This is a genomic window from Proteus columbae (genome assembly GCF_009914335.1).
In the GTDB taxonomy this organism is placed as follows: domain Bacteria; phylum Pseudomonadota; class Gammaproteobacteria; order Enterobacterales; family Enterobacteriaceae; genus Proteus.
In genome coordinates this window covers 1,417,087-1,437,921 of the sequence record NZ_CP043925.1, presented here as the reverse complement: position 1 = coordinate 1,437,921, position 20,835 = coordinate 1,417,087, and the positions used below count along the sequence as shown (strand labels likewise).

Genomic DNA, 20,835 nt, shown 5'->3' with positions numbered 1-20,835 from the left:
GATATTAAAGATAATAACGATATATTACATACCATAACAACCTTTGTTAATTGTTTTATATTGCGATAAATAAAAGCATCTGTAATACCCTAACAAGAGGTTTTATATGAGTTATCCTTATCTTTTTGCTCTATAAATTTTCTATCATCGCTATTATTTAATAATCAACTTATTAACTGTATAATCTAACACAAGATAAACTGACTAAAACAAAAAACACAATGGCAATTAATATAAAAAGAACTTCTTGGTCAGTAGGATGGGCAACTTTACGTGACCTTGAAATTATACAAACCGTGATTGATCAGGGAAGTGTCACTAATGCAGCTGAGCAGCTAGGTATTTCTCAACCAGCGGTAAGCCAGACATTAAATCAGATCGAGAAACGTTGTGGTAAAAAGTTATTCACTCGTGAAAATAATAAATTAATACCAAACTCTGATGCCTTATTGCTTTATGAAGAAATCGCCAATATCGCTGAATCTTTCAGCCGATTAAGCCATTTTCATCATCAAGAAAAAAAACGGAGTCTAAGAATTCTAGTTCCACCAACATTAGCCTATGGTTTTATCAATCAGGTCACTGCTCTGTTTATCAAAACATATCAAATTAATGTCCACTTAGAAATATCTAGAAGTGAGCAACTACTTTCTTTAATTGCAAAAGAACAAGCTGATATTGTTATTACTGATAATATGACCATTAATAGCAATTATAATTTGACTCAAATTCCGATGAGAGAAACTCAAATTATTTGTGCAATCCCTAAAACACATGAGCTATGTACAAAAAATATCATTACACCTGATGATTTACATGAACAATCTTTTATTGCTTTAGTTAAAAATAATATTGGTCGTACAGTTATTGATCGAGCACTCAATAAATCAAAATCTAAGCCCAATATTATTGCTGAAGTTTCTGATCAAAACACAGCAATGACATTTGTAAAAAATGGGTTAGGAGTGAGTTTAATTAATTCATTTCCTATTATTGAAACAGAAGATATTGTTTATCGAGAATTCACACCCACTATTACGAGTAATATCTTTTTTTTCACCTCGAAAAAGACCGAGCATGAGACACAGCTCTATATTGAGTTTATTAAAGAGCATCAACCAGAAGCCTCTTTATTTTCAATTCCAATTAAATAAACACTAAGGTCTTATTCTATGTAATATAGATAAATAGAATAGACCTTCTTATTATTTTTACATATTAAGGATAGAGAGGATACCTTCAGTAAAAAGTGTTAAGCCGATGGAAAGTGCTTCTTCATCGATATCAAATTTTTCTTTATGATGCCCATCACTTTGGTCGGCACCCACCAAAAAGAATATCGCTTTTCCCCCTTTCTCTTGTACTCTTCTTACCATTAATGAAACATCCTCACTTCCCCCTAAAGGTAATGTGATATTGACTAATTCTGGGTGTGAATTAATAGCACCTTGCATGATGTTTATCATTTCAGGATCATTTCTGAAGTTTGTTGCTTCACCAGTAATTTCTATTTTTGTGTCTAATTGATAAGCAACTGCGGCAGCATCGACATATCTTTTTATATTATCAAACAAATATTGCGTTATTTCGGCATCTTGTCCTCGAACTTCTAATTGCATTTTCGCGGAACTAGGAATAAGGCTACGATTTTCACCCGCAATTAAAGTGCCAACATTCACTCTTGTCATACCTTTACCATGTCTTGGTATGGCTAATATTTCATTAACTAAAAAACATGCCCCAGCTAAAGCATTATTTCCTTTTTCAGGCTCATCCGTGGCATCAGAGACTTTACCTTTTAAAGAAATATCTAATTTAGTAGTACAAAGGAAATCAAAAGGATCGAGTGCTATTTCACCTTTTTTCAAATTACATCCAATATGCATACCCATAAAATAATCGGTATCATCTAATATTCCACTATCACTGATTGCTCTTGCACCTCTCACTCCTTCTTCTGCGGGTTGGAATATTAATTTATATTTCCCACGTAAAGCGTGAATATTCTGTTTTAACCAATGTGCTAAGCCAAGTCCTACTGCAGTGTGCCCATCATGACCACATGCATGCATTAATCCAGAACGACATGAAGCAAATCCCTGCTTATTAGGTAGATGTGTATCATCATTTGACTCTTGGACATAAACACAATCAATATCGAAACGAAAAGTAAATGTAGGCCCCGGAATTTCTGTATCAATAATTGCCATACACCCTGTTAAACCATCCATTTCAACTAATAACTCGGTGCTGATCCCTTCTTCTTCAGCTATTTTGATAGCTTCATTAACTAATTTTTCATCTCTACCTAAAATGCTTTCTCGACAAATAATATGAGGCCCCGCTTTTACCTCAATATTCATCTCTCTCAATATGCTGATGATCGTGCCTGTCGTTACAAATTCAGTCCAGCCAATTTCTGGAAACTGGTGAAACGTTCTACGCCATTCTATTAATTTATTGGTTTGGATCGACTTCATTATTTTTCCCTTACGAAAGATAAATATCTTATGAAAAAAGCAGCATTAAATAATTTTTTTATTATGAGAATAATAACCCAATGGTTATGGGTATATATGTGATCACATCGCTATTTTGTTCATTTATATAGCATGGTAGTTTTAGAAATTAGAGAAGGCTACGGAGGGAAATAATTATTAAAATCAATAAATAAAGTGTTTTAAAGTAGTGAGTTAACAATAAAACTGTGGCATAAAAATAGCCACTAAAAATCTTTAACTCATTTAGTGGCTATTTTATTGATCTTTATTCATTTATAAAACGCATTAACTGCTGACGTAATTGCTTATTTTCTTGTTTTAACTGTTCATTTTCATCTAATAAAGTCAGTGCTATGGCGATACCATGCCAATCTAATGCGAGTTCTTTATGAAGTTTTAATGCACGATGTGTCACCACAATAGCATTATCATCGAAAAACCACTCCTCAGTTTCAATTTCTAGCGGTTCGATCACCCCAAGAGCTACAAACTCTTTGAGCTCATCATTTGATATTCCCGTATGATGACAAAACTCAGTGACAGTAAATACTGTTGTTGTTAATTGACCCATTATTTATTCTCCCAGTCTTTACGTGGATTATAATCGGTCTGACTATCTGCAATTTGTTGCCATAATTCGCGTATCTTTTCATCGGGTTTAGGTGGCATCACAATTTTTAAAATTGCATATAAATCACCGCTGACCTTTTTGCTAACTAACCCTTTTCCCTTAATACGTAGCTTTTGTCCTGCCTGACTTCCCGCCGGAATAGTTAACAAGATTTTTTCTTTTATTGTAGGTATAGGAATTTTTGCACCTAATGCAGCTTCCCAAGGAGCTACAGGAACAACTATTTCTAAATCATGGCCTTTAATATCAAATAGAGGATGAGGTGCAATACGAATAGTTAACCATAAATCACCATTTTCGCCTCCATTTTCACCCGAAGTACCTTGCCCTTTTAAGCGTATACGTTGCCCATCAATAACACCTGCGGGAATTTTAACATTCAGTGTTTTAGGAATTTCTTTTTCCAAAATACCGAAGACATTATAAACAGGTAAGTGGTAACTTATTGTGCGTTTATGCTCTTCCTGTGATTCTTCCAGAAAAACAGCTAATTCTATTTCTAAATCATGCCCACGCTGTTTAGGCGCCTGTTGAGCTCGACGCCCTTCAAAGGGAGAATGTTGACCAAAAAATGAAGCATAAAAATCGTCAAAATCTTCTTGGTTAAAACGTTCTTGATTTGTATTTGATTGCTGTTGCGTAAATTGTCTAAATTTAGGATCGTTGCGATGTGCCCAAAGTTCATCGTATTCAGCTCTACGTTGCTCATCACCTAATATTTCCCATGCTTGAGCAATTTCTTTAAAACGCTCTTCTGCATCAGGCTCTTTACTCACGTCAGGATGATATTTTTTTGCTAAACGACGATAAGCTGTCTTAATCGTTTTAATATCATCCGTAGATTTAACACCCATAATGGCGTAATAATCCTTTAATTCCATAGTGATATCTCAATTATGTTAAATAATGAATTAAATATTAATGCCCAATACTTGATCAATTATAGAACAAAGAAACTATGTTGATGAGTAAATTCCCACGAAAAGCGTGCTTGCAGCCTAAAAAAACAGTCTTTAACTAAAAAATATTTTAAATATTAAAAATTAATTCAAAATAATAAAGTGATATAAAACAATATATTAGACAAAAAATGAATAATATCGTTGTATATTTTTATTAAATTGCATTTGAAATGCTTCATTATAAGAGGTAGATTTTATTTAGCGCATAATAATTTACTACGTTATCAACTACGATTTTTCTTTTTAATCAAGATAAAAAGTATAAAAATCAATCTATTCACGTTTTCTAGGGCGGTAAAATGGAAAGAATTATTATCCCTACTCACTATATTCATGTACGTGCTACGCCACTTTGGACGAAAGACACTGCCCCTAAATCAATTTGGGAAAGACATTTAGATAAAGGAACTCGCCAAGGGGTTTATCCTAAATTATCGGTCATGCAAGGTACGATTATTTATTATGCCTATGCAGATGAATTCAGCCCTGAGCCAACCGAAACTCTAGTGATTAATGCAGGTGAATTTGGTGTATTTCCACCAAAGACGTGGCACAAAATAGAAGCGAAAACTCAAGATACTATTTTTAACGTCGATTTTTATGTCGATCCTAAAATACTTGCTGAAGGTTAAAGGTTGATTATGGAAAATGAAAATAAAGGCTATTTATTAGAATTGATTAGCGCTGATGGCCGAAATAAATCCCAAAAAATCTTTCTTAATCCTAAAATTCTGTATATCCCAGACGTTGCAACTCAAGAAATTTTACTCTTAGTTGATGAGCTAAAAAGCAAAGTAAATATTGATTCGCAAGAACTTACCTTAGCATTAACAAATAAAAATAATGGTGTTTCTGTCAATAAAGAGAGCTTTTTGACTAATTTATTAGATGCAGAGATGTCGAGCCTAATGGTAAAAGATCTTATCAATATTGTACGTGGCTATGATATGGATGAAGAAACAAATGTCTGTGGTTGGTGAGTTAATATTATTAAGATAATAATGGACTAATATCACCTTCACTATTGCTAATGAAGGTGATTGCTTCCCTCATTTTTATCGAGAAGATTGAATATTATTTTTCAATAGTTTATCAATCATCCAATATCCTGCTTTTCCTGGTGGATTATTTCTCGACCAAACTAAATCGATATCTATTTTTTTCGGAAACTGGTCATAATTCAGACTGACGAGTAAGTCATGTCCAAATTGCTCAACTAACCAAGTGGGTAATATTGCCCATCCCATTTCTTGCTCTGCCATTTCAAGTATCAATAAATAGTTAGGTGCCAGCCAATTTTTTTCACTATTGATGACAAATTGAGCACGACTACTTAGCCGTAATTGACGATGCATGGTTAAATGTTGATAGCTAATTTGCTTTTCTTTCGCAAGTGGGTGAGTTTTATGTGCATATAATCCTAACTCACCACTTACGGGTAAACGGGCAAAAGCAATATCGGCTGGATATTCTATTCGTGATTCCATCATACCGATATGTGCCTGATTATTTTGTAGCATATTAATGACATCATCATTTTCAGCGACAAGAAACTCAAACTCAATATGAGGAAATTCTTTATCTAGCATTTTTAAGAGTTGCTCAGAATAAGGGGGTTGATACATATCAGAAAAAACGCAACTTAAACGAGGCTCCATTTCTGGTGATAGCTCTATTCTTAATGCCTGTAATCGTTCATCTGCCGCTAATATATCTTCAACTAAGCTTAGTACCTTTTGCCCTGCAAAGGTTAGCGTTGATTCTCTCCCCTTTCGTTCAAATAATTCAAAGCCCATATCATCTTCAAATCCTGTAATTGTGCTACTCACTGTAGACTGACTTTTATTTAATTTTCGAGCAGCGGCAGAAAATGATTTTAGTGAGGCGGCTTCAACAAATGTACGCAGAGTTTCTATGGAATAGTTCATTATGGTATCGTTTTTTTCGATGGCTCCTATTTTGTATATATACAAAATATCACCAATAATTGCATCTGTTTTTTGCTAAATAATTAATTTGAGGTGGGATATGAGCCAATATCAAAAAACATTTACTGAGCGCGTTTTTCACGCTGTTTCATTTGAAGTGATAGCTATCGCAATAACAGCGCCACTTAGTGCATGGATTTTGGGTCGCTCAATTTTTCAAATGGGAACCGTTGCTATTATTTTATCAACATTAGCTATGTTATTAAATTTATTTTATAACATGATTTTTGACCGCTATTGGCCTTTAATCAAAGGTCCAAGACCAACAAAAATACGAGTCATGCATGCCATTGGATTTGAATTAAGCTTTGTGATCATTGGTTTACCAATATTAGCATTTTTATTAAATATGTCACTGTGGAATGCATTCTTATTGGAAGTCGGCTTCTTTGCCTTTTTCCTTTTCTATACATATGCATTTAATCTTAGTTACGATAAATTGCGTGAAAATTGGTTTAATCGTAAAGAGAAACGCATTACTGCACGTCAATAATTACTCGAAAACACCTTTTGAACTATCATTAGGTGTTTTTTATCACGAATCAAAAGTAGAAACTGAATATTTTATATCATTAAATCATAATATTAATATACTATTCTAATTATCGTCATATAGAGCAATTTTTATGACCGATATTCTGAATACTCCTGTATTAATTAAAGAGTATTGTGACTGTATTTAACTGGATTATGATTTAACTATGATATTAAATGATGAAGTAGTTAAAAATATAAAAAATGATATTATTTCTTTTGCGATAACAGAAACAGAGAAATTTTTAACGGAAAAAAGTGGCGAAATCTTTTACGCCTTTGCGTTCGATTTAAATGCCGCGTATGGAGAAATAAATCTTTGCTTTAACACTGAAGAACATTTTCAAAAAACATTAAAATACTATCAAGATCAATCTAATAGCTACAATTACCATTCAAATAACGAGATAAAAAGCTTAAAGTACAATACAGGTGATTGGGAATACCAATGCTTTAGTACTATTTACCCTATTGATGAAAGAACCTTAGAACAACTTTATCAAACGCCTTATGAAGACGATTCTTACTCTCACATTTTAACAAAAATTATTCAAATATTTTCAGAATCTCTAACGCTGTTTAAGCAAACAGAGACTTACAAAAAAATTCCAAAAAATGAGGATTTTATTGCTTTTACAATTGATCATGATGAAGATGTTGAAGATGCTTTAATGCGTATTGGAAAATATTAATAAAGCGGTATAGAACGATAAATACTGTAGATGTTCAAAAATGAAGTGATAACTGAACTGTTATTTATTATTAACACCAAAAGAGTATCAATAAATGATCTTTTTTATTAGTTATATACTTTTTTCTATTTTTTTAACCACTATATTAGCCTATTGGTGTTTATCTGCACTTTTTCCTAAAGCACCTCCTACAACACTCTCTTGCCTTTTAGCAAGAACGTTTCTAGGTGTATTGCTCATTATTATAGTTATTAGCCTTATTTTAACTTTATTAAGCCAGATACTCTGATTGTTCGAAATGTAAATGAAGATAGAAAGCCCTTAAAAAAGGGCTATAACTTGAATTTTTATTTATCTGCTTTTGCTGCCCAAAGAAATTCAGCGTTGGGTAATGTGGTATATTTTTCTATTATCTCTTTATAGGTATTTTCTGGCTTTAATTCAGCAAATTGTTCAGGATAAATAAAGGTTGCTAAATACTCTAAGCCAACGATGTTATATGGATGATTATAGAAATTATGATATATACCATATAATCGTTCATTTTTAACCGCAGTGATTTGATTAAATCCAATTCGACTCTTCAATCGTTTGAAACCTTCTTGAGCCTCTTTGTTAGATACCCCATAACCAAATGGTGCAGAAATATTATTTTTATTAATCCAGCGAGATCCCGTTACAATATAAACATCAGGTTTAGTACTAATAACTTGTTCTAAAGAAATAACACCCGAGGCTCCTGGTAAGAAATGACTACCAATATTGTCACCACCAATAGCTTGAATCAAACCACCCCACCCCGCATTATTATGTGTAAAGCAGCACCCATCACCATTAGCTCCAGCCTTTGCTTCTACAAATACACTTGGTTTATTTTTAATTTCTTGAGTTTTATTTTTAATATTATCTAGGTGTTGTTGATAAAAATCTGTATATTCTTTAGCTTCATTCTCTTTATTTAAAATGATACCAAGAAGTTCAACACTTTCTTTCGTATTTTTGACTGGCTCTAAGAAAGTATCAACATAAATAATAGGAATATTGGCCTCTTTTAAAATACTGACAACACCTGATCCTTCTAATGCGGGTTTTGCTCTTAGTTGAGCAATCAGAACATCAGGCTGTTGCGCAATAACTTGCTCGGCATTAACCTCACCTTTGTCATTAAATCCCATATCAGGGATTGCATTTATATTAGATTTCCATTTCTGTTCTAATAAAGAAACTGTCTGTGGATCCGATTTTTTTAGATTATTATTCCATGCTACAACCCTTTCAAACGGATTATTTCTATCAAGCAAAGCCAGCGTTAAAATATCTCTACCATCTTGTAATATAATGCGTTTTGGTTCATGTTTTAACGTTATTTTTTGCCCATCTGTATCAGTAATAGTAACTGGATATGTTGTAGCTGATGCGGTAAAAGGAAGTAATGCTGAAAGAGATATTGCTAGCAGGTGATATTTATTTTTCATAGTATACTCTCCATAATAGAGAGTTAATGCTAACAATTATCATTAACATCATCAACAAGAAATCATCTTTATCTGACTATTAAATAAATTAGCCTTAATAGAGCGGCATCTAAGTTTGTTATAAAACAAAGGTCACGGAACATTATAATAAGGGTAGCAAGTGATGAATGATATATCATACACACAGAAATTTAACTGACTATTTCAGTTAGATCTTCTAAAGCTTTTAGCATCTTATTACCCATTTTGGTTTTACCAACGATGGTGGTTCTTTCAAGAGATTTCAGGAGATAATGATTTAGTATGAAGGTTTGATTTTACTGGGTTTGGGAGACTTCAGGAGACGCTAGGAGATGTTGATATGGCGGAGGAGGAGAGAACAAAATAAATAGGTTAACACACTGATTTATATAAAAATAAACATACAAATGAATTTTCATACCCCCATAAATACCCCTTTTGGATTTTTAGAGGTTATTTTTAGATAAGACATGAATGCAAAAAAAAGAAAGGTGATACTTTTATACCACCTCCTCATTTTTAATTCCACCTATCCAAAAACTAACTGGAGCTGTTATGAACCTCATGAAGCTAATCCAGAAAGAAAAAAAGATAATGGAATTATTTAAGCCTGATAATTTTGCATGAGTAGCTGGCGAAATAGGCGCCCCTCCTTTTGAGGTTTCTGGTGTAGCTTAATGCTTAAAGGATAGGATTCTTTTAACAAGAAAAGTATTCTCGAATCTACTCGCAGAACATTAGATAGCATGGTTAAAGATGGCTTGTTAGAAAAAATATCCAGCTATGAGAGACGACAAAACAAACACCAAGGCTCAAGTAGCTCTCCTGGTGTTCGTTGTGTCGTTAGTCGATATGGCTTATGTGGAAAGTGTCGTCTTGTGAAATGCGAAGATGACGGAGAGGATTTTATTGAAGGTGAGTGTGTGGTAGTTGGCTAACCAACAGGCAGTTTCTGGCACCTTAAATACTCAAACGTACTTGCTGTGCTTTATCATGTGGTGTAATAAAAATTGTCACCACAAATAAAAGAACAAAAATTGAGCAATTAAATACAAAGTAGCGTACACTGAATCACGATATCCCTATAATGGGTGAAAGATATGAAAGCTTTTAATGTGATAAGAATGTTTCAAGACGCACTAGTAGAAGTTACCTGCCCAAGCTGTTCTTACGTAGCTAAACAAAACAAACACAAACTTAAGAAAAACCTAATCTTATTATGCCCTAATTGTGGCTACATGTTTTATTTCAATAAAATATAAACACCACGCAATATGCCCGTTGTTGCCGTGGAAGTTGAACGACAACAACCAGCACATCTGCGCGAGTATTTTAACGAACGATTGGCATTTTATCGTGAGAGAGGCAAGTAGTTGCCTGATGGGAGTTCGGTGCAGTATTTGAAAACAGAGTAGAGCCGATGCTCTATGGAACCGACTGATTTATATAATCAATCAGTTATAAATTTTTGGAGTCTTATTTGTGTCCTGATTTTCTTCTTCCTCTTTCTGCACTTCTACCATCTCACTTACAATAAGTAGCACTAAAATTAAAATCGCTCAGTATAACAAGCGAAATTGACTAAAATAAAAACAACCCAATTATTGAAAATAAGAAGCATTACCATTAAAATAACATAGAGCTAATTATTCATTAGGAGCTAGATATGACTAAAAAATATTATATTAATAATATGTTCTGGGGATGGATTTATGGAGCTTTGTGTATTTACTTCATTTTTGATTACGATATAAAAGAATATAAATGGTTATTATTATTTATTATCAGTCTTATAGGAATTATACTTTACCCAGTAGCTAAATTTGCTGTTGAAACGTTCTTTTTAAAATTCACCACAAAAGAATTTTGGAATAAAGGGTTATTTATGAATACAGCGGGTAAATCAGGTTTATTAGCAATATATGGTGGCGCTGTTTTTTTAATGGCTATACCTATTACACTTGTTTTTATATTAGGAGTTTTAATAAGAAGGCTGTTAATTAAATAGCAACCTTCTTATTATATATTAAATCCCAATTAATTTATTTGCGTCTTCAACTAAATTATCATCAATTAAAGCACCTACGCCTGCAATAATAAGACCATAACCTAATATGCCAATAGGCCCGCCAAATAGTACACTAAATGTAAATCCAACAATTGCTGTAGCTCCTGCTCCAGCAACTAGCGTTTCAACTTTAACAAAAAATGGACGCCAATTATCAGTTTTTACAGCTTTTAATAACTCGTTAAATAAATCTGCCGCATCAATAAATCTACTTACATACAACATACTATTACTGAATTTTTTTAAGTTGCTAGCAATCTCACTCACTTTAATTGATTCTAAAGCTTTAACGATTGCCTCTCTATCTTTCGCATTAATTCTTTTATTAATATTCGCTTTATACTTATTATAGGCTTTTAGCGCATCATCAACATTACGAATAGTTTTTCCTTTTACTTGTGAAGCTAAATCCTTCGCTAATTTTTCTGCTTTATCCCCGTAAGCATTAAAAACTTCCTTGTAGAAATCGGCTGTAAATTTAACTGCATCTTTTTCTACTTCATTATTTAACTTATTTATACTAGTTTTCAAATTATTTAAACGTTTTTCAGCAATTTGTTTTTCATTTTCTTTATTCGCAATTTCTTTGTTTGCATCATTTATTTCCTGTGTTTTCTCTGCTACTTGTTTTTGTTTATTAATGAGACTATTTCTAGCTTTTTCAGTAGCTTTATAGAGTGAATTCATGCTTTCACGAACTTTATTTGCCAAAGCTACATCAGCTAACCCAGAAAACCAATCTTCTTTAGACATAATTAAAACCGCAAGTGTTTTATCTCCATCTTTTTCTAATAAAATATTCAAATCATCCTGATTTTCTATATCAACAGTTTTAGACCCAAATACACCTAAATATGGTTGACTATAATGATCTTTTTTAGGATTGATCAATGTTTTATATTCTCTAGAATCTTTTAGAATCTTGAGTTCATTCTCCATGTGAGTGAGCTTAGATTTAGTTTGAGAAACTGAATCCACTAATTGTTTATACACTAATTCTGCATGCTCAACCGGATGTGACTCTATCCACTCTAATTCTGCTTTTTCTGCATCAGCTATGGTTTGCTTTACAAGCTCGGCTATCTGATTTTTTAGTTGTACAATCGCCTTTTGCATTGCTTGTTGTAATTTTTCGTTAAGATCCTCAGGGTCAAAAACTAAATCAGGTATATTAGAGATACTTACAGGTCTAGCTGTAGCTACTAAATAACCATTTTGATCATAACTATTTACCCAACCATTTTCATATTTTTGATTTACAACTGTGGAATTGCCAACAGTCTCACCAAGAGATACACCATAATTGGGTGGAATTTGATTACTGTTGGATGTGGCAATGTTAATACTCATAACTAACTCCTTGTTAAAATTTCCAAACGAATAAAGCTGTACATAAACACAGTATATTCAATAATAATCGTAAAACAATCGTCTTATTTCGGCTATATTCGGAATACTTATCATTAGCATTTGACTCCTACTTGAACTAAATAAATTTAATCAGTTATAATTTTTGGGAGTCTTATTGGTGTCCTGATTTTTTCTTTTACAATTATTGATAAAACATCATACTGACAATTAGTTGCATTACCCACCATACTCCCCCCAACCTATGTGGTGTAGCATTATACCCATAATAATTAGGTAATTTATTAAATAATCTATATTAAAATATTTTTGGGAAAGGTATTTTAGTGATTGATAACTTATCAAACAATCAGACCTATTATTTAGGTTAAATGATAGAAAATAAAAATTTAGTTAGAATAATTTACATTATTAATAATGTATATGATTCTATTTAAATTCAATATATTTTAGCGACAAAAAAGAATAAATCATCTTGTAGTATCTTGTTTTACATAAACTGTCTTAACTTAGCACATAATAACAAAGTTTAAAAATCAACCTGTTATATCAGAAACAGGTTGAAGGGTCTAAAGATATTTCAAGGTTGATCCTTGATTACTAAAAATTAATACCATGCTTCATAATATTTCATTGCGAAATCTATAACCATTTTTATTTTTCTATTTTCATCTAAAATAACTGATGCATCATCTATATATTCAACCCCATACTTTTCAAATAATTTTTTAATTCTATTAAATTCTTCCTTGGGTACTAAAGGCGATTTTATTTTTATGAAATTTCCCTTTTCATAACTCATTATATAGGCACAATTTGTTTTATATTTACTAGTTAAATCATTTTTTTCATTATCTAAAACATTACATACTTTTACAGTCCCAAAAAATTTTGGTGTAATTGCCTTCAATTCTGAATCAGATTGTATAGCCTCGTATGCCTCAACCTCTGAAGTAAATACTTTTTCATATCTTTCTTCATCCTTTTTTGTTTCTGGTAATTTAAATAATTTGATTACTCTATTATTTTTAATACAAAAAACACTTCCAAAAAACCCTTCATCAATAAAATCATTGCTAAAATTTATATTCATTAACAACCCCTCTATTTTCATAAAAAACAAGCCATTATCAAAACCTCATAATACTATAAATCATAAGGTGAGAAATTGTTTAATTTTCTCTATCAAATATGAATTTCATTACCTTACCATTTTATTGATAATCCTTAATATCAATATACTGCACTACATCATCCGTACTTGAATTTGCACTAGCTCCCGGTAATACCGTTAATTGCCATCGCATTGGTGTGATTTTAGTACCTGAACCACAGCTTCCCACTTCAATAACGGCATGTTGATAAGGAGAGGTTGGTGTGGAGTAATATCCGACAACTCGACACAGTGAAGCGCATTGGATACCCACTGATAATTCATTACCAATAGGTCTACCATTAGAAAACCCAGTGATGGACTGAATTCTTAATGGTCTTGCTCCTGAGACTTGAAGCAACTGGTTATTATTAAATATCTGAATACCCCATTTTTGAGGTTTGGCTTTATTATAATATGAGGCTCTGACGAATAAATAACACTCAAAAAGAACATCACCGTTTTGTTGACAAGTAATGTTCCAATATCCATCCTTTTTTATAACCGAAATTGAAGCAGGAATAACAGATTGTATTGATGTACATCTTGAAAATACCATTGGTGGATCATCCGTTTCTTTTATTCCTGTATTATAATTTCCTTTTTTAATATTATTAATGCGTTTAAAAAAAACAAATGATTCTAATGTACTTAAATACTCTGCATTTTTTCCATTAAATACTTTCAAACCATATTTACTCATTTATTTTAGCCCCACAATAATAATGCCATCCATCGATGGCGAGGTTATATTGGATTTCCAATAAATCGTATTACCAGAAACAGAGGTGCGAATACTATGCCGACCAATAGCTGTCGCATATAATGTTAACCCATTAGGAACAGTATATTGCTTACTTCCATCTCCCGTTATTTTAATAAAATCGAGCACAAATGATGAACTGGTGATGTTTTCCACTGCACCTTTATCATTATAAATTGTTAATCCCCATGACATTTTATTGACCTTTTTATGAAAAATAACTCGACTAACCCAAGTAGCCCAATTTAACAACCAACTTATTATTTTCATCATAAACATAAATAGTATTATTGGTGATCACTAACCGCCCTTTCGTACTGCCTGAATTAATATCTAATCGTCCACGAAATACCGCATCATTTAATTCCACATTCCCTGTTGTGGCATCAATATTAAATCCTTTCTTGCCGGCTAAATAATTGGTGGATGTGATTTTTTTACCTACTGATAATTTATCAATGGTTGCCTTGCTAAATAACGCATCATTGAAAAAAGCTTGTCCATTTTGAATAACAAAAGGCGTCACCACTTTGCCATTTAATGACGATATCACCGCAAAGTTTTGGGCATTGACCAGAAATTGGCTATTTCCTTGTGCATTAAACCCTAAGCCAATGCCAGTAATGACTTTATTCCCTTTGCTATCCTGCTGGACTTTCATTGTCCATGATGCCGAAATTTTGCCATTTATGTCTGTGACCACTTTCGAAGTTTGTTCGATTTTGGCTGAACTTGCACCCACTTGGCTTTCTAAACGAGTCACTTGTTGGGCGGTCGAGGTCACCTTTCCTGAAACCTCGGTCACTTTGGTTTCGAGTTGGCTTACCGCATTCGCCGTTGCATTGGCTTTCTGTTCGCTGGACTTAGGTACTTCATTCGCCACAAACCCTTTTGGTGCTACTGATTGTTTGTTATTGGTATAAGTGCTGGTAATGATTTGATGGTTAACACTTTTATGCTTAGTGAGTTGGTATTTAGCGCCTCCTCGCAAATAAATATATTCCACAGAACCATTTATTAATTGAGCGGGTCCCATCACAGGAGATTGATTTGTCCATCGCCAATCAAAATTATCAATGATGCGGTTTTCAGACTGTGTTCCCCATCCAGAACCACTGACTTGCCATTCCACAATCATGGCAAAGCCTTTGGTGCTGTGCGTCGCATAGCTAGGTTTATTGTCTGAATATTGTCCTAAGGTTCTAAAGACCTTAAAGGCATAACGACGAGAGGTCACTAAAGGCAAAATAACCGGATAATAGATGTTTTCATTGAGTTTTGATAAATCCAAATCCACCACCACAGATCCCGTTAAATCAGCTTTCACTTTATCTAATTTGCTGGATAACGTTTGCACCTGAGAGGTTGCGGACGTCACTTTGCCATCAATATTAGATACTCGCATATTTAACGCATTGACCGCACTGCTATCGGCTTTCCCTTTCAAATTTGAATTGAGCGTTGAAATCTCTTGCGTTTGTGCTTGCTGTTTCGAGGTGAGGGTTTCTAGTGATTTATTAATCGCGGAAACATTCCCATTCATCCGTGTTTCCAATGACTGTCTGGCTTTCGCTTCCGCTTGGTCACCTGTAACTCGCGCTTGCTTCTCCGCGGAGATAAGTCCTGCGGTGACTTTCGATAAATCATTGCCAGTATAATCACCACGAAGTTGTGTCGCTAAAGATTGCCGTTGTTGCGCTTCAGTTTTATCCGCATCAATACGCGCTTGTTGCTCTTGTTTGATTGCTGCGGCCTGTGCTTCTGTTGCCGTTGAAACTTGGTTCATCCGCTCAGCCAGTAATTTTTCTGATTCCTCCCGTTTTTTTTCACTTTCTTCAATCGTCGCGCCTTGCCTCATTGACTCTTCTAAAAGCTTGTCGTGATTTATCCTCATTAACTCATGTAATTCAGTAATATCGATTTGGTTAGCTTTACTGTTAATTTCACCCAATAGGTCTTGCGCGAGTTGATCTCGACTAATTTGACCCGCTAATTCATCGAGGATAGCTTCGGTATTATCATCAGCCTGACCTTTCATCTCCACAAAATGAGATTTACCGTACTCATTGACACTTCTCACATAAAACCAGTAATCATGACCTGCCTTTAGCTGTCCTTTAGTCCAGAATTTAGCTCTACCTAAAAAATCAGCCTTTGACTCTATCTCATTGATATTATCTATCTTGTTTTCATCAGAAAACCAGAACTCAAACTCAGTATTTAGAGTGTGTGGTGCAGAGATGTGAGGGATCAGTTTTATTTCAAAAAAACCAGACTCAACGGTTATTGAACTCGGTGCGCTTGGTGCGCCAATGACCATCTGCACTTTTGTTTCGTTACCAAGCATTCCATTAGCATCTTTACCTCGCACACCAACAAGATATTCGCCAGATTCAAGGCCATTGAAGTAGTATTCAAGATCTGTGGTACTTCCGGAGGAAACAACTTTCTTGCCTTTATAAAGAGTAACATTAAATGAGATATTCCTATTGATAGTTGTTGTTGCCCACATAGCTCTAGCCTGAACTCGAGGGCTATCATTAACATAAGCGATAGAAAGGCGTTCTATGTTAGGAATACGAACAACATTCTGTGTTGGAGGATTTCCAGTAAAATCAACACCGCTATCAACAATGCTTTCCTTTTGAGGCTCATGCTGAATACAGTTGTATAAGTAATTTCCATCATTATCTTCCGAAATGGAAATTACCCTAAATAATCTGGTCGTTAACGTGCTCTTTGAAATGGAAAATACACCATACTGCTTCAATCCATGTGGATTTTCACGCAAAGTAACAATATCACCATCGATAGATTGAATTTCTATTTTTACGAACTTACCTGTTGCCCCTAAAAATGAGAAAGTGCCTTTATCATCATATTTCCACTCAATAGGCGCATCGATAATAATAGTACGAGCATTAACTGATAAAACTCGTCCTCCTACCTTCACCCCTGCAAAACTGTCATCTGCAACTTCAATAATATCGCCAGAGATACAGTTGATCCCCTCGCGTCCAGTTGTGAAGGTAACGCTATCTTTCTCCAACTTTTCTGTTTGTAATATCCATTTACCCACTCTGTAAGCCTGCCCACGACTAGTACAGCCAAAAGCGGTGACTTTTTTGACATTTACACCGCCGAATCGCTGAATAAGGTCATCATCTTGGATAAATTCTCTTTCTTCACTCCATCCATTACTCGGATTTACCCATGACACTTCAATAGCATTGTGTCGTGCTGATTTCGCTGTTGATGTATATTTAAATTTGCCATCAATAACGTTTGAATTTGTATACGTCCATACTGGATCGGATGGCCTGTCTTGAAAACACGTTAATTGTTGTCCATCCCATAAAGGCATACCGCGAAATACAGACGCCAAGTCATCAAGCACTTCTTTGGCTTTTCGTTGAGAGGTTATATAGGCATTGAAAGTAAAACGCGGCTCTTTGTTGCCAAATCCATCATCAACCAATTCATCACAGTAACGAGCAATGGCATATAGCGCGAATTTATCAACGTCAAACGAACCGATCATCTCTCCTATACCGTATCGTTCATTGGTGACTAAATCGTAAAAAATCCATGCGGGATTATTAGTCCATGCAGGCTTGAAGCGGCCCGTCCAAATCCCTGTGTAAGTGCGCGTTTCTGGATCATAGTTATCAGGAACTTGGATAATCATTCCTTTTATATGATAGGTGCGATTGGGCGTATCACCGTATTGGGATTTATCAATTTTCATCCCGACAACAGCAGAATTAGGATAAGAAAATTTAGCGTCAGTTATTTCTGTGTAACTCGCCCATACTGTGCCATTCTTCAGCAAATCACTCTTACTGTCTTCAGTTGTACGAGAAACCCTGATTTGAAATGGTTTTTTCTTAGGCGCATCGATGATATATGATTCTAAATATTGACCGCTAATTTTACCGGTTATTCTTGCTGTTTCTGCATGTACCCAACCAGATCCCTCATTAACTTCAATAAGCATTTCCACCGTAGCATCGTACTGATTTCCCTTATCATCTTGACCAACAAGGGCAGAGACACCCAAAGTAAATCTAACGCGGTCAGTTTCCTGATCGGAAATAGTGCGCAAGATTGGCGTATTTTTTTTCACCTCAACATTAACGGGTATTTCTTTCTCTACAAAAGGAAAACCATCTAAAGGCGCTTGTGTCGGTGTTCCCGCACGCCATTGAACCTCAACCCCATGAATATTCGGATTGCCATCTTCATCTACAACAGGCGTACCATTCAATAAAAAGCCTGACATACCACCAACAGGGCCTTCTATTGGCCCTTCGGAAACCAAATCAATGACATTAAGAAATTGTTTATTTTTTAAGTTGTCATCAAGCAATCTCGGAGTGCTTCCTCCGCCACCACCTTTCCCCATTAAACAGTCTCCAAACCTTGTGATATTACATTGGAACCCACGACCATCTCGCCATAACAGATAGGAACGGAATAGCCTTGTCCGACTCTATTTGAGAGTGAACTAAAATACTGGTTACTTTCAGAGTTTCGCCCCTCTATGCTCGGTGCCGGAGGTGTTTTGGTTAACATCGTTGCCAATCCCGCTGCGGCCACTCCAACACCAGCAGCAAATAATGCCGTCGATGTCATTGTTGCTAAAAATCCACCCGGTATTAAAAAAGATGCACCAATTAACGCCGCTCCACCAATAATGCCTAGCCAACCACCAGATTTAGCACCACCAATGACAGGAACAATCGTAATAACATCACCTTCACTTAATGGTGTATTTAATCCCGCAGAAATGCTCTCCTTGGTCATATCATTACCTGCGATACGAACACGAAACTGCCCTTGATTAATCTCTTTTTTCAGCCCATCAATTTGATAGCAAAGACAGCGCAAGGCTTCACCGGCATTGCTTACCTCAAGCTCGAACCGGCGTCCAAATCGGCGCAAATAGCCTGCAAACTGTAATTTGACCATTGTTTATGTCTCCAGATGCTGTGAGTGTATTTAAACCAGTAACCACCGTAAGTATCTCGCTTACTCAATCTGTCTGGCCTGTGATGCAATATCTCTTGATTTCCTAAGTACAAAGCGGCATGGCAAGGTTTTGAGGTGCCTAAACAAATCAATATCATGTCGCCTTCTTGAGCTTCATCAACTTGATAGAAACCCTGTTTAACTGTGTTATCTAAATAGAGATTTTGCTCTGTGTACCACCATTCATCAGGGCGAATAAAATCATCTAACTGAATGCCTGAAAGGTGATAGGCGTCGCGTATAATGGAATAACAGTCCTGCTCACCATGCTTAAACTCTCTTCCTAATAGTGGTGCTATTGGTCTGAACTTGTGGATCACACCATCACATACCAACCACCACGGTAGATTTGTCTTCCTTTGCATTGCTCTATCGCCAGAACTCAAGAAAGGCTTTCCGTCTGGGTGACTATGTACAATAGCTTTGATGTCTGAATAACACTCTGCCGTCATCCAATCGTTTGGGTTTATTTCAAAATAGTTTTGTGGGTCGGGGTGTATATTCCCGCAAGGGAAATACTTGTCGCCAGAAATTAAACCGCACGACTCCCTCACTCCTTCCGCTTTCGCGTGAGCGATAATGTCTTTCTCAATCATGGATTAACCTAATTTATTTGAACCTAAAAACCCGCCGAATGGCATGACAGATTTAAATCTGAGTTTGCACCCACTGTATTTATGAGAGCATTTATCTTTAAGGGGATCAGTTGTTGGCTGGTCTTTTTCATCTGCAACAGGCGAGCCGTCATACCCACAGTCATTGCTTCGGTATCGCCATGAGCAAATATCAGCCTGAATCATCCGTCTAGGTATCAGCGCATTATCGGTTTCCATTGGAAGTGCTAATATGTAAGTCACAAAATCAGAATCTGAGCTTTCCCGTTGCTCGATAACATACTTCTGAACAACTTCTCTTGTTGGATCTGCTTGTAGGTTTCCGTTGGGAAAATTAACAGCATCAAGATATTGCTCTAAAACCTGCCTGCGAGTAACGATAGCGCCTAGCGCATCATCGTAGTCGTTGTTAATAGCAGTTAACATCCCGTCAAAGTTAGCGAATGTCATTTTAGGTCTATCTGATGCCCCCTGCGCAGTTACACTAAATCCTGTAACTTGAACAGGATAAGGCTCATAGCGTAAACCTTGCCAGATGATAGGTTTTAATAACCCATTCATGCCGTCATGAAACCGGTAAACATCACCACCAAAACGGCTTAAATCGACCTCATATAGATCTAACATTGCATTTTGTTGTAAGTCTGCAACATCTATGCGCATCGCTTGAGGTATCTCTCTCATGCGATAACCTCCTCAAATGTACAGTCTATCTGCCATGATGATTTACGTGGTGTTACCTGCCAGCCTCGGCAGACAAACTTACGTTTAGAATTATCATCACTGGTTAGCCATAAGAATGACTCAACCGCACCACGAGCCTTAAGAAATTCATTAATCTGCTTCCCAATATCAGCATGTTTAATAAATGAAAGTTGATAAGTCTTTAATTGGTTGTTGATCCCGTCTTTAACTCGTTGTTCATAACCGTTACCAAACTTAGCCACCTTCACCTTAGGCTCATGACTCACTTGATAAGCTGTTTCTGGTCGCCATTTAAACTCTTCCATTGGTTACTCCAATAAAAAAGCCAC

At 35.2% G+C, this 20,835-nt stretch carries 23 protein-coding genes; 9 read left to right on the top strand and 14 right to left on the bottom strand.

The features are described from left to right. The first annotated feature begins 221 nt into the window (after window positions 1–221). Window positions 222–1,154 carry a LysR family transcriptional regulator gene (locus tag F1325_RS06710; RefSeq protein WP_109372800.1) on the top strand — a complete coding sequence of 311 codons (933 nt, stop codon included), beginning with the start codon at window positions 222–224 and terminating at the stop codon, window positions 1,152–1,154. 57 nt (window positions 1,155–1,211) lie between these two features. Here F1325_RS06710 and F1325_RS06705 read toward each other — a convergent pair whose 3' ends face one another. The 3 genes from F1325_RS06705 to cbpA form a co-directional block, all read right to left on the bottom strand. Further along, entirely contained in the window at window positions 1,212–2,480 is a 1,269-nt protein-coding gene (locus tag F1325_RS06705; protein ID WP_109372799.1) for an amidohydrolase, read from the bottom strand. A gap of 286 nt (window positions 2,481–2,766) precedes the next feature. Beyond that, window positions 2,767–3,072, bottom strand: a complete 306-nt coding sequence (cbpM, locus tag F1325_RS06700) for a chaperone modulator CbpM (RefSeq protein WP_109372798.1) — start codon at window positions 3,070–3,072, stop codon at window positions 2,767–2,769. Continuing rightward, window positions 3,072–4,013, bottom strand: coding sequence for a curved DNA-binding protein (gene cbpA / locus F1325_RS06695; protein WP_109372797.1), 942 nt, complete (start codon window positions 4,011–4,013; stop codon window positions 3,072–3,074). The genes cbpM and cbpA overlap by 1 nt, the downstream gene beginning before the upstream one ends. A 380-nt stretch (window positions 4,014–4,393) precedes the next feature. On the opposite strand from cbpA, the gene F1325_RS06690 reads away from it, so the two are divergent. Together F1325_RS06690 and F1325_RS06685 are read left to right on the top strand one after the other, a co-directional pair. Next, complete coding sequence (locus F1325_RS06690) at window positions 4,394–4,726, top strand: DUF1971 domain-containing protein (RefSeq protein WP_160230152.1); 333 nt, start codon at window positions 4,394–4,396, stop codon at window positions 4,724–4,726. A gap of 9 nt (window positions 4,727–4,735) precedes the next feature. Next, window positions 4,736–5,074 (top strand): DUF1869 domain-containing protein, encoded by a 339-nt coding sequence (locus F1325_RS06685; protein WP_167392490.1) that lies wholly within the window; start codon window positions 4,736–4,738, stop codon window positions 5,072–5,074. 75 nt (window positions 5,075–5,149) lie between these two features. Here F1325_RS06685 and F1325_RS06680 read toward each other — a convergent pair whose 3' ends face one another. Further along, complete coding sequence (locus F1325_RS06680) at window positions 5,150–6,022, bottom strand: LysR family transcriptional regulator (protein WP_109372794.1); 873 nt, start codon at window positions 6,020–6,022, stop codon at window positions 5,150–5,152. Window positions 6,023–6,122: 100 nt separating this feature from the next. Here F1325_RS06680 and F1325_RS06675 point away from each other — a divergent pair, with 100 nt between their 5' ends. Further along, window positions 6,123–6,575, top strand: a complete 453-nt coding sequence (locus tag F1325_RS06675; RefSeq protein ID WP_109372793.1) for a multidrug/biocide efflux PACE transporter — start codon at window positions 6,123–6,125, stop codon at window positions 6,573–6,575. 208 nt (window positions 6,576–6,783) lie between these two features. Continuing rightward, entirely contained in the window at window positions 6,784–7,308 is a 525-nt protein-coding gene (locus F1325_RS06670) for a DUF4303 domain-containing protein (RefSeq protein ID WP_160230151.1), read from the top strand. A gap of 347 nt (window positions 7,309–7,655) precedes the next feature. Here the strand turns inward: F1325_RS06670 and F1325_RS06665 are convergent, their stop codons facing one another. Further along, window positions 7,656–8,783, bottom strand: a complete 1,128-nt coding sequence (locus F1325_RS06665) for an ABC transporter substrate-binding protein (protein ID WP_160230150.1) — start codon at window positions 8,781–8,783, stop codon at window positions 7,656–7,658. A 767-nt stretch (window positions 8,784–9,550) separates the two neighbouring features. Between F1325_RS06665 and F1325_RS19290 the strand changes: the two genes are divergently transcribed. The 4 genes from F1325_RS19290 to F1325_RS06650 all read left to right on the top strand — a co-directional run bounded on the left by F1325_RS19290 (window position 9,551) and on the right by F1325_RS06650 (window position 10,812). After that, window positions 9,551–9,742, top strand: coding sequence for a hypothetical protein (locus F1325_RS19290; protein ID WP_004247006.1), 192 nt, complete (start codon window positions 9,551–9,553; stop codon window positions 9,740–9,742). Between the two features lie 162 nt (window positions 9,743–9,904). Next, window positions 9,905–10,066 (top strand): YnfU family zinc-binding protein, encoded by a 162-nt coding sequence (locus F1325_RS19535; protein ID WP_215534280.1) that lies wholly within the window; start codon window positions 9,905–9,907, stop codon window positions 10,064–10,066. A gap of 12 nt (window positions 10,067–10,078) precedes the next feature. Then, on the top strand, window positions 10,079–10,177 hold the full coding sequence (locus F1325_RS19495; protein ID WP_226892316.1) for a DNA polymerase III subunit theta: 99 nt from the start codon (window positions 10,079–10,081) through the stop codon (window positions 10,175–10,177). A gap of 293 nt (window positions 10,178–10,470) precedes the next feature. After that, on the top strand, window positions 10,471–10,812 hold the full coding sequence (locus tag F1325_RS06650; RefSeq protein ID WP_160230149.1) for a colicin E1 family microcin immunity protein: 342 nt from the start codon (window positions 10,471–10,473) through the stop codon (window positions 10,810–10,812). Between the two features lie 18 nt (window positions 10,813–10,830). Here the strand turns inward: F1325_RS06650 and F1325_RS06645 are convergent, their stop codons facing one another. The 9 genes from F1325_RS06645 to F1325_RS06605 all read right to left on the bottom strand — a co-directional run bounded on the left by F1325_RS06645 (window position 10,831) and on the right by F1325_RS06605 (window position 20,811). Then, entirely contained in the window at window positions 10,831–12,222 is a 1,392-nt protein-coding gene (locus F1325_RS06645) for a colicin-like pore-forming protein (RefSeq protein ID WP_231039519.1), read from the bottom strand. A 625-nt stretch (window positions 12,223–12,847) separates the two neighbouring features. Further along, window positions 12,848–13,333, bottom strand: a complete 486-nt coding sequence (locus F1325_RS06640) for a hypothetical protein (protein WP_160230148.1) — start codon at window positions 13,331–13,333, stop codon at window positions 12,848–12,850. A gap of 121 nt (window positions 13,334–13,454) precedes the next feature. Then, window positions 13,455–14,096 (bottom strand): hypothetical protein, encoded by a 642-nt coding sequence (locus F1325_RS06635; protein WP_160230147.1) that lies wholly within the window; start codon window positions 14,094–14,096, stop codon window positions 13,455–13,457. Next, entirely contained in the window at window positions 14,097–14,351 is a 255-nt protein-coding gene (locus tag F1325_RS06630) for a hypothetical protein (RefSeq protein ID WP_160230146.1), read from the bottom strand. It abuts the gene before it with no gap. Between the two features lie 31 nt (window positions 14,352–14,382). Further along, complete coding sequence (gpJ, locus tag F1325_RS06625; protein ID WP_160230145.1) at window positions 14,383–18,561, bottom strand: TipJ family phage tail tip protein; 4,179 nt, start codon at window positions 18,559–18,561, stop codon at window positions 14,383–14,385. Then, entirely contained in the window at window positions 18,561–19,127 is a 567-nt protein-coding gene (locus F1325_RS06620) for a tail assembly protein (RefSeq protein WP_098943622.1), read from the bottom strand. Before F1325_RS06620 ends, gpJ begins: the two co-directional genes overlap by 1 nt. Then, window positions 19,064–19,783, bottom strand: coding sequence for a C40 family peptidase (locus F1325_RS06615; protein ID WP_098943624.1), 720 nt, complete (start codon window positions 19,781–19,783; stop codon window positions 19,064–19,066). Before F1325_RS06615 ends, F1325_RS06620 begins: the two co-directional genes overlap by 64 nt. 3 nt (window positions 19,784–19,786) lie before the next feature. Next, entirely contained in the window at window positions 19,787–20,485 is a 699-nt protein-coding gene (locus F1325_RS06610; protein ID WP_098943626.1) for a phage minor tail protein L, read from the bottom strand. Next, complete coding sequence (locus F1325_RS06605) at window positions 20,482–20,811, bottom strand: phage tail protein (RefSeq protein WP_089503235.1); 330 nt, start codon at window positions 20,809–20,811, stop codon at window positions 20,482–20,484. The genes F1325_RS06610 and F1325_RS06605 overlap by 4 nt, the downstream gene beginning before the upstream one ends. Between the last annotated feature and the right edge of the window lie 24 nt (window positions 20,812–20,835).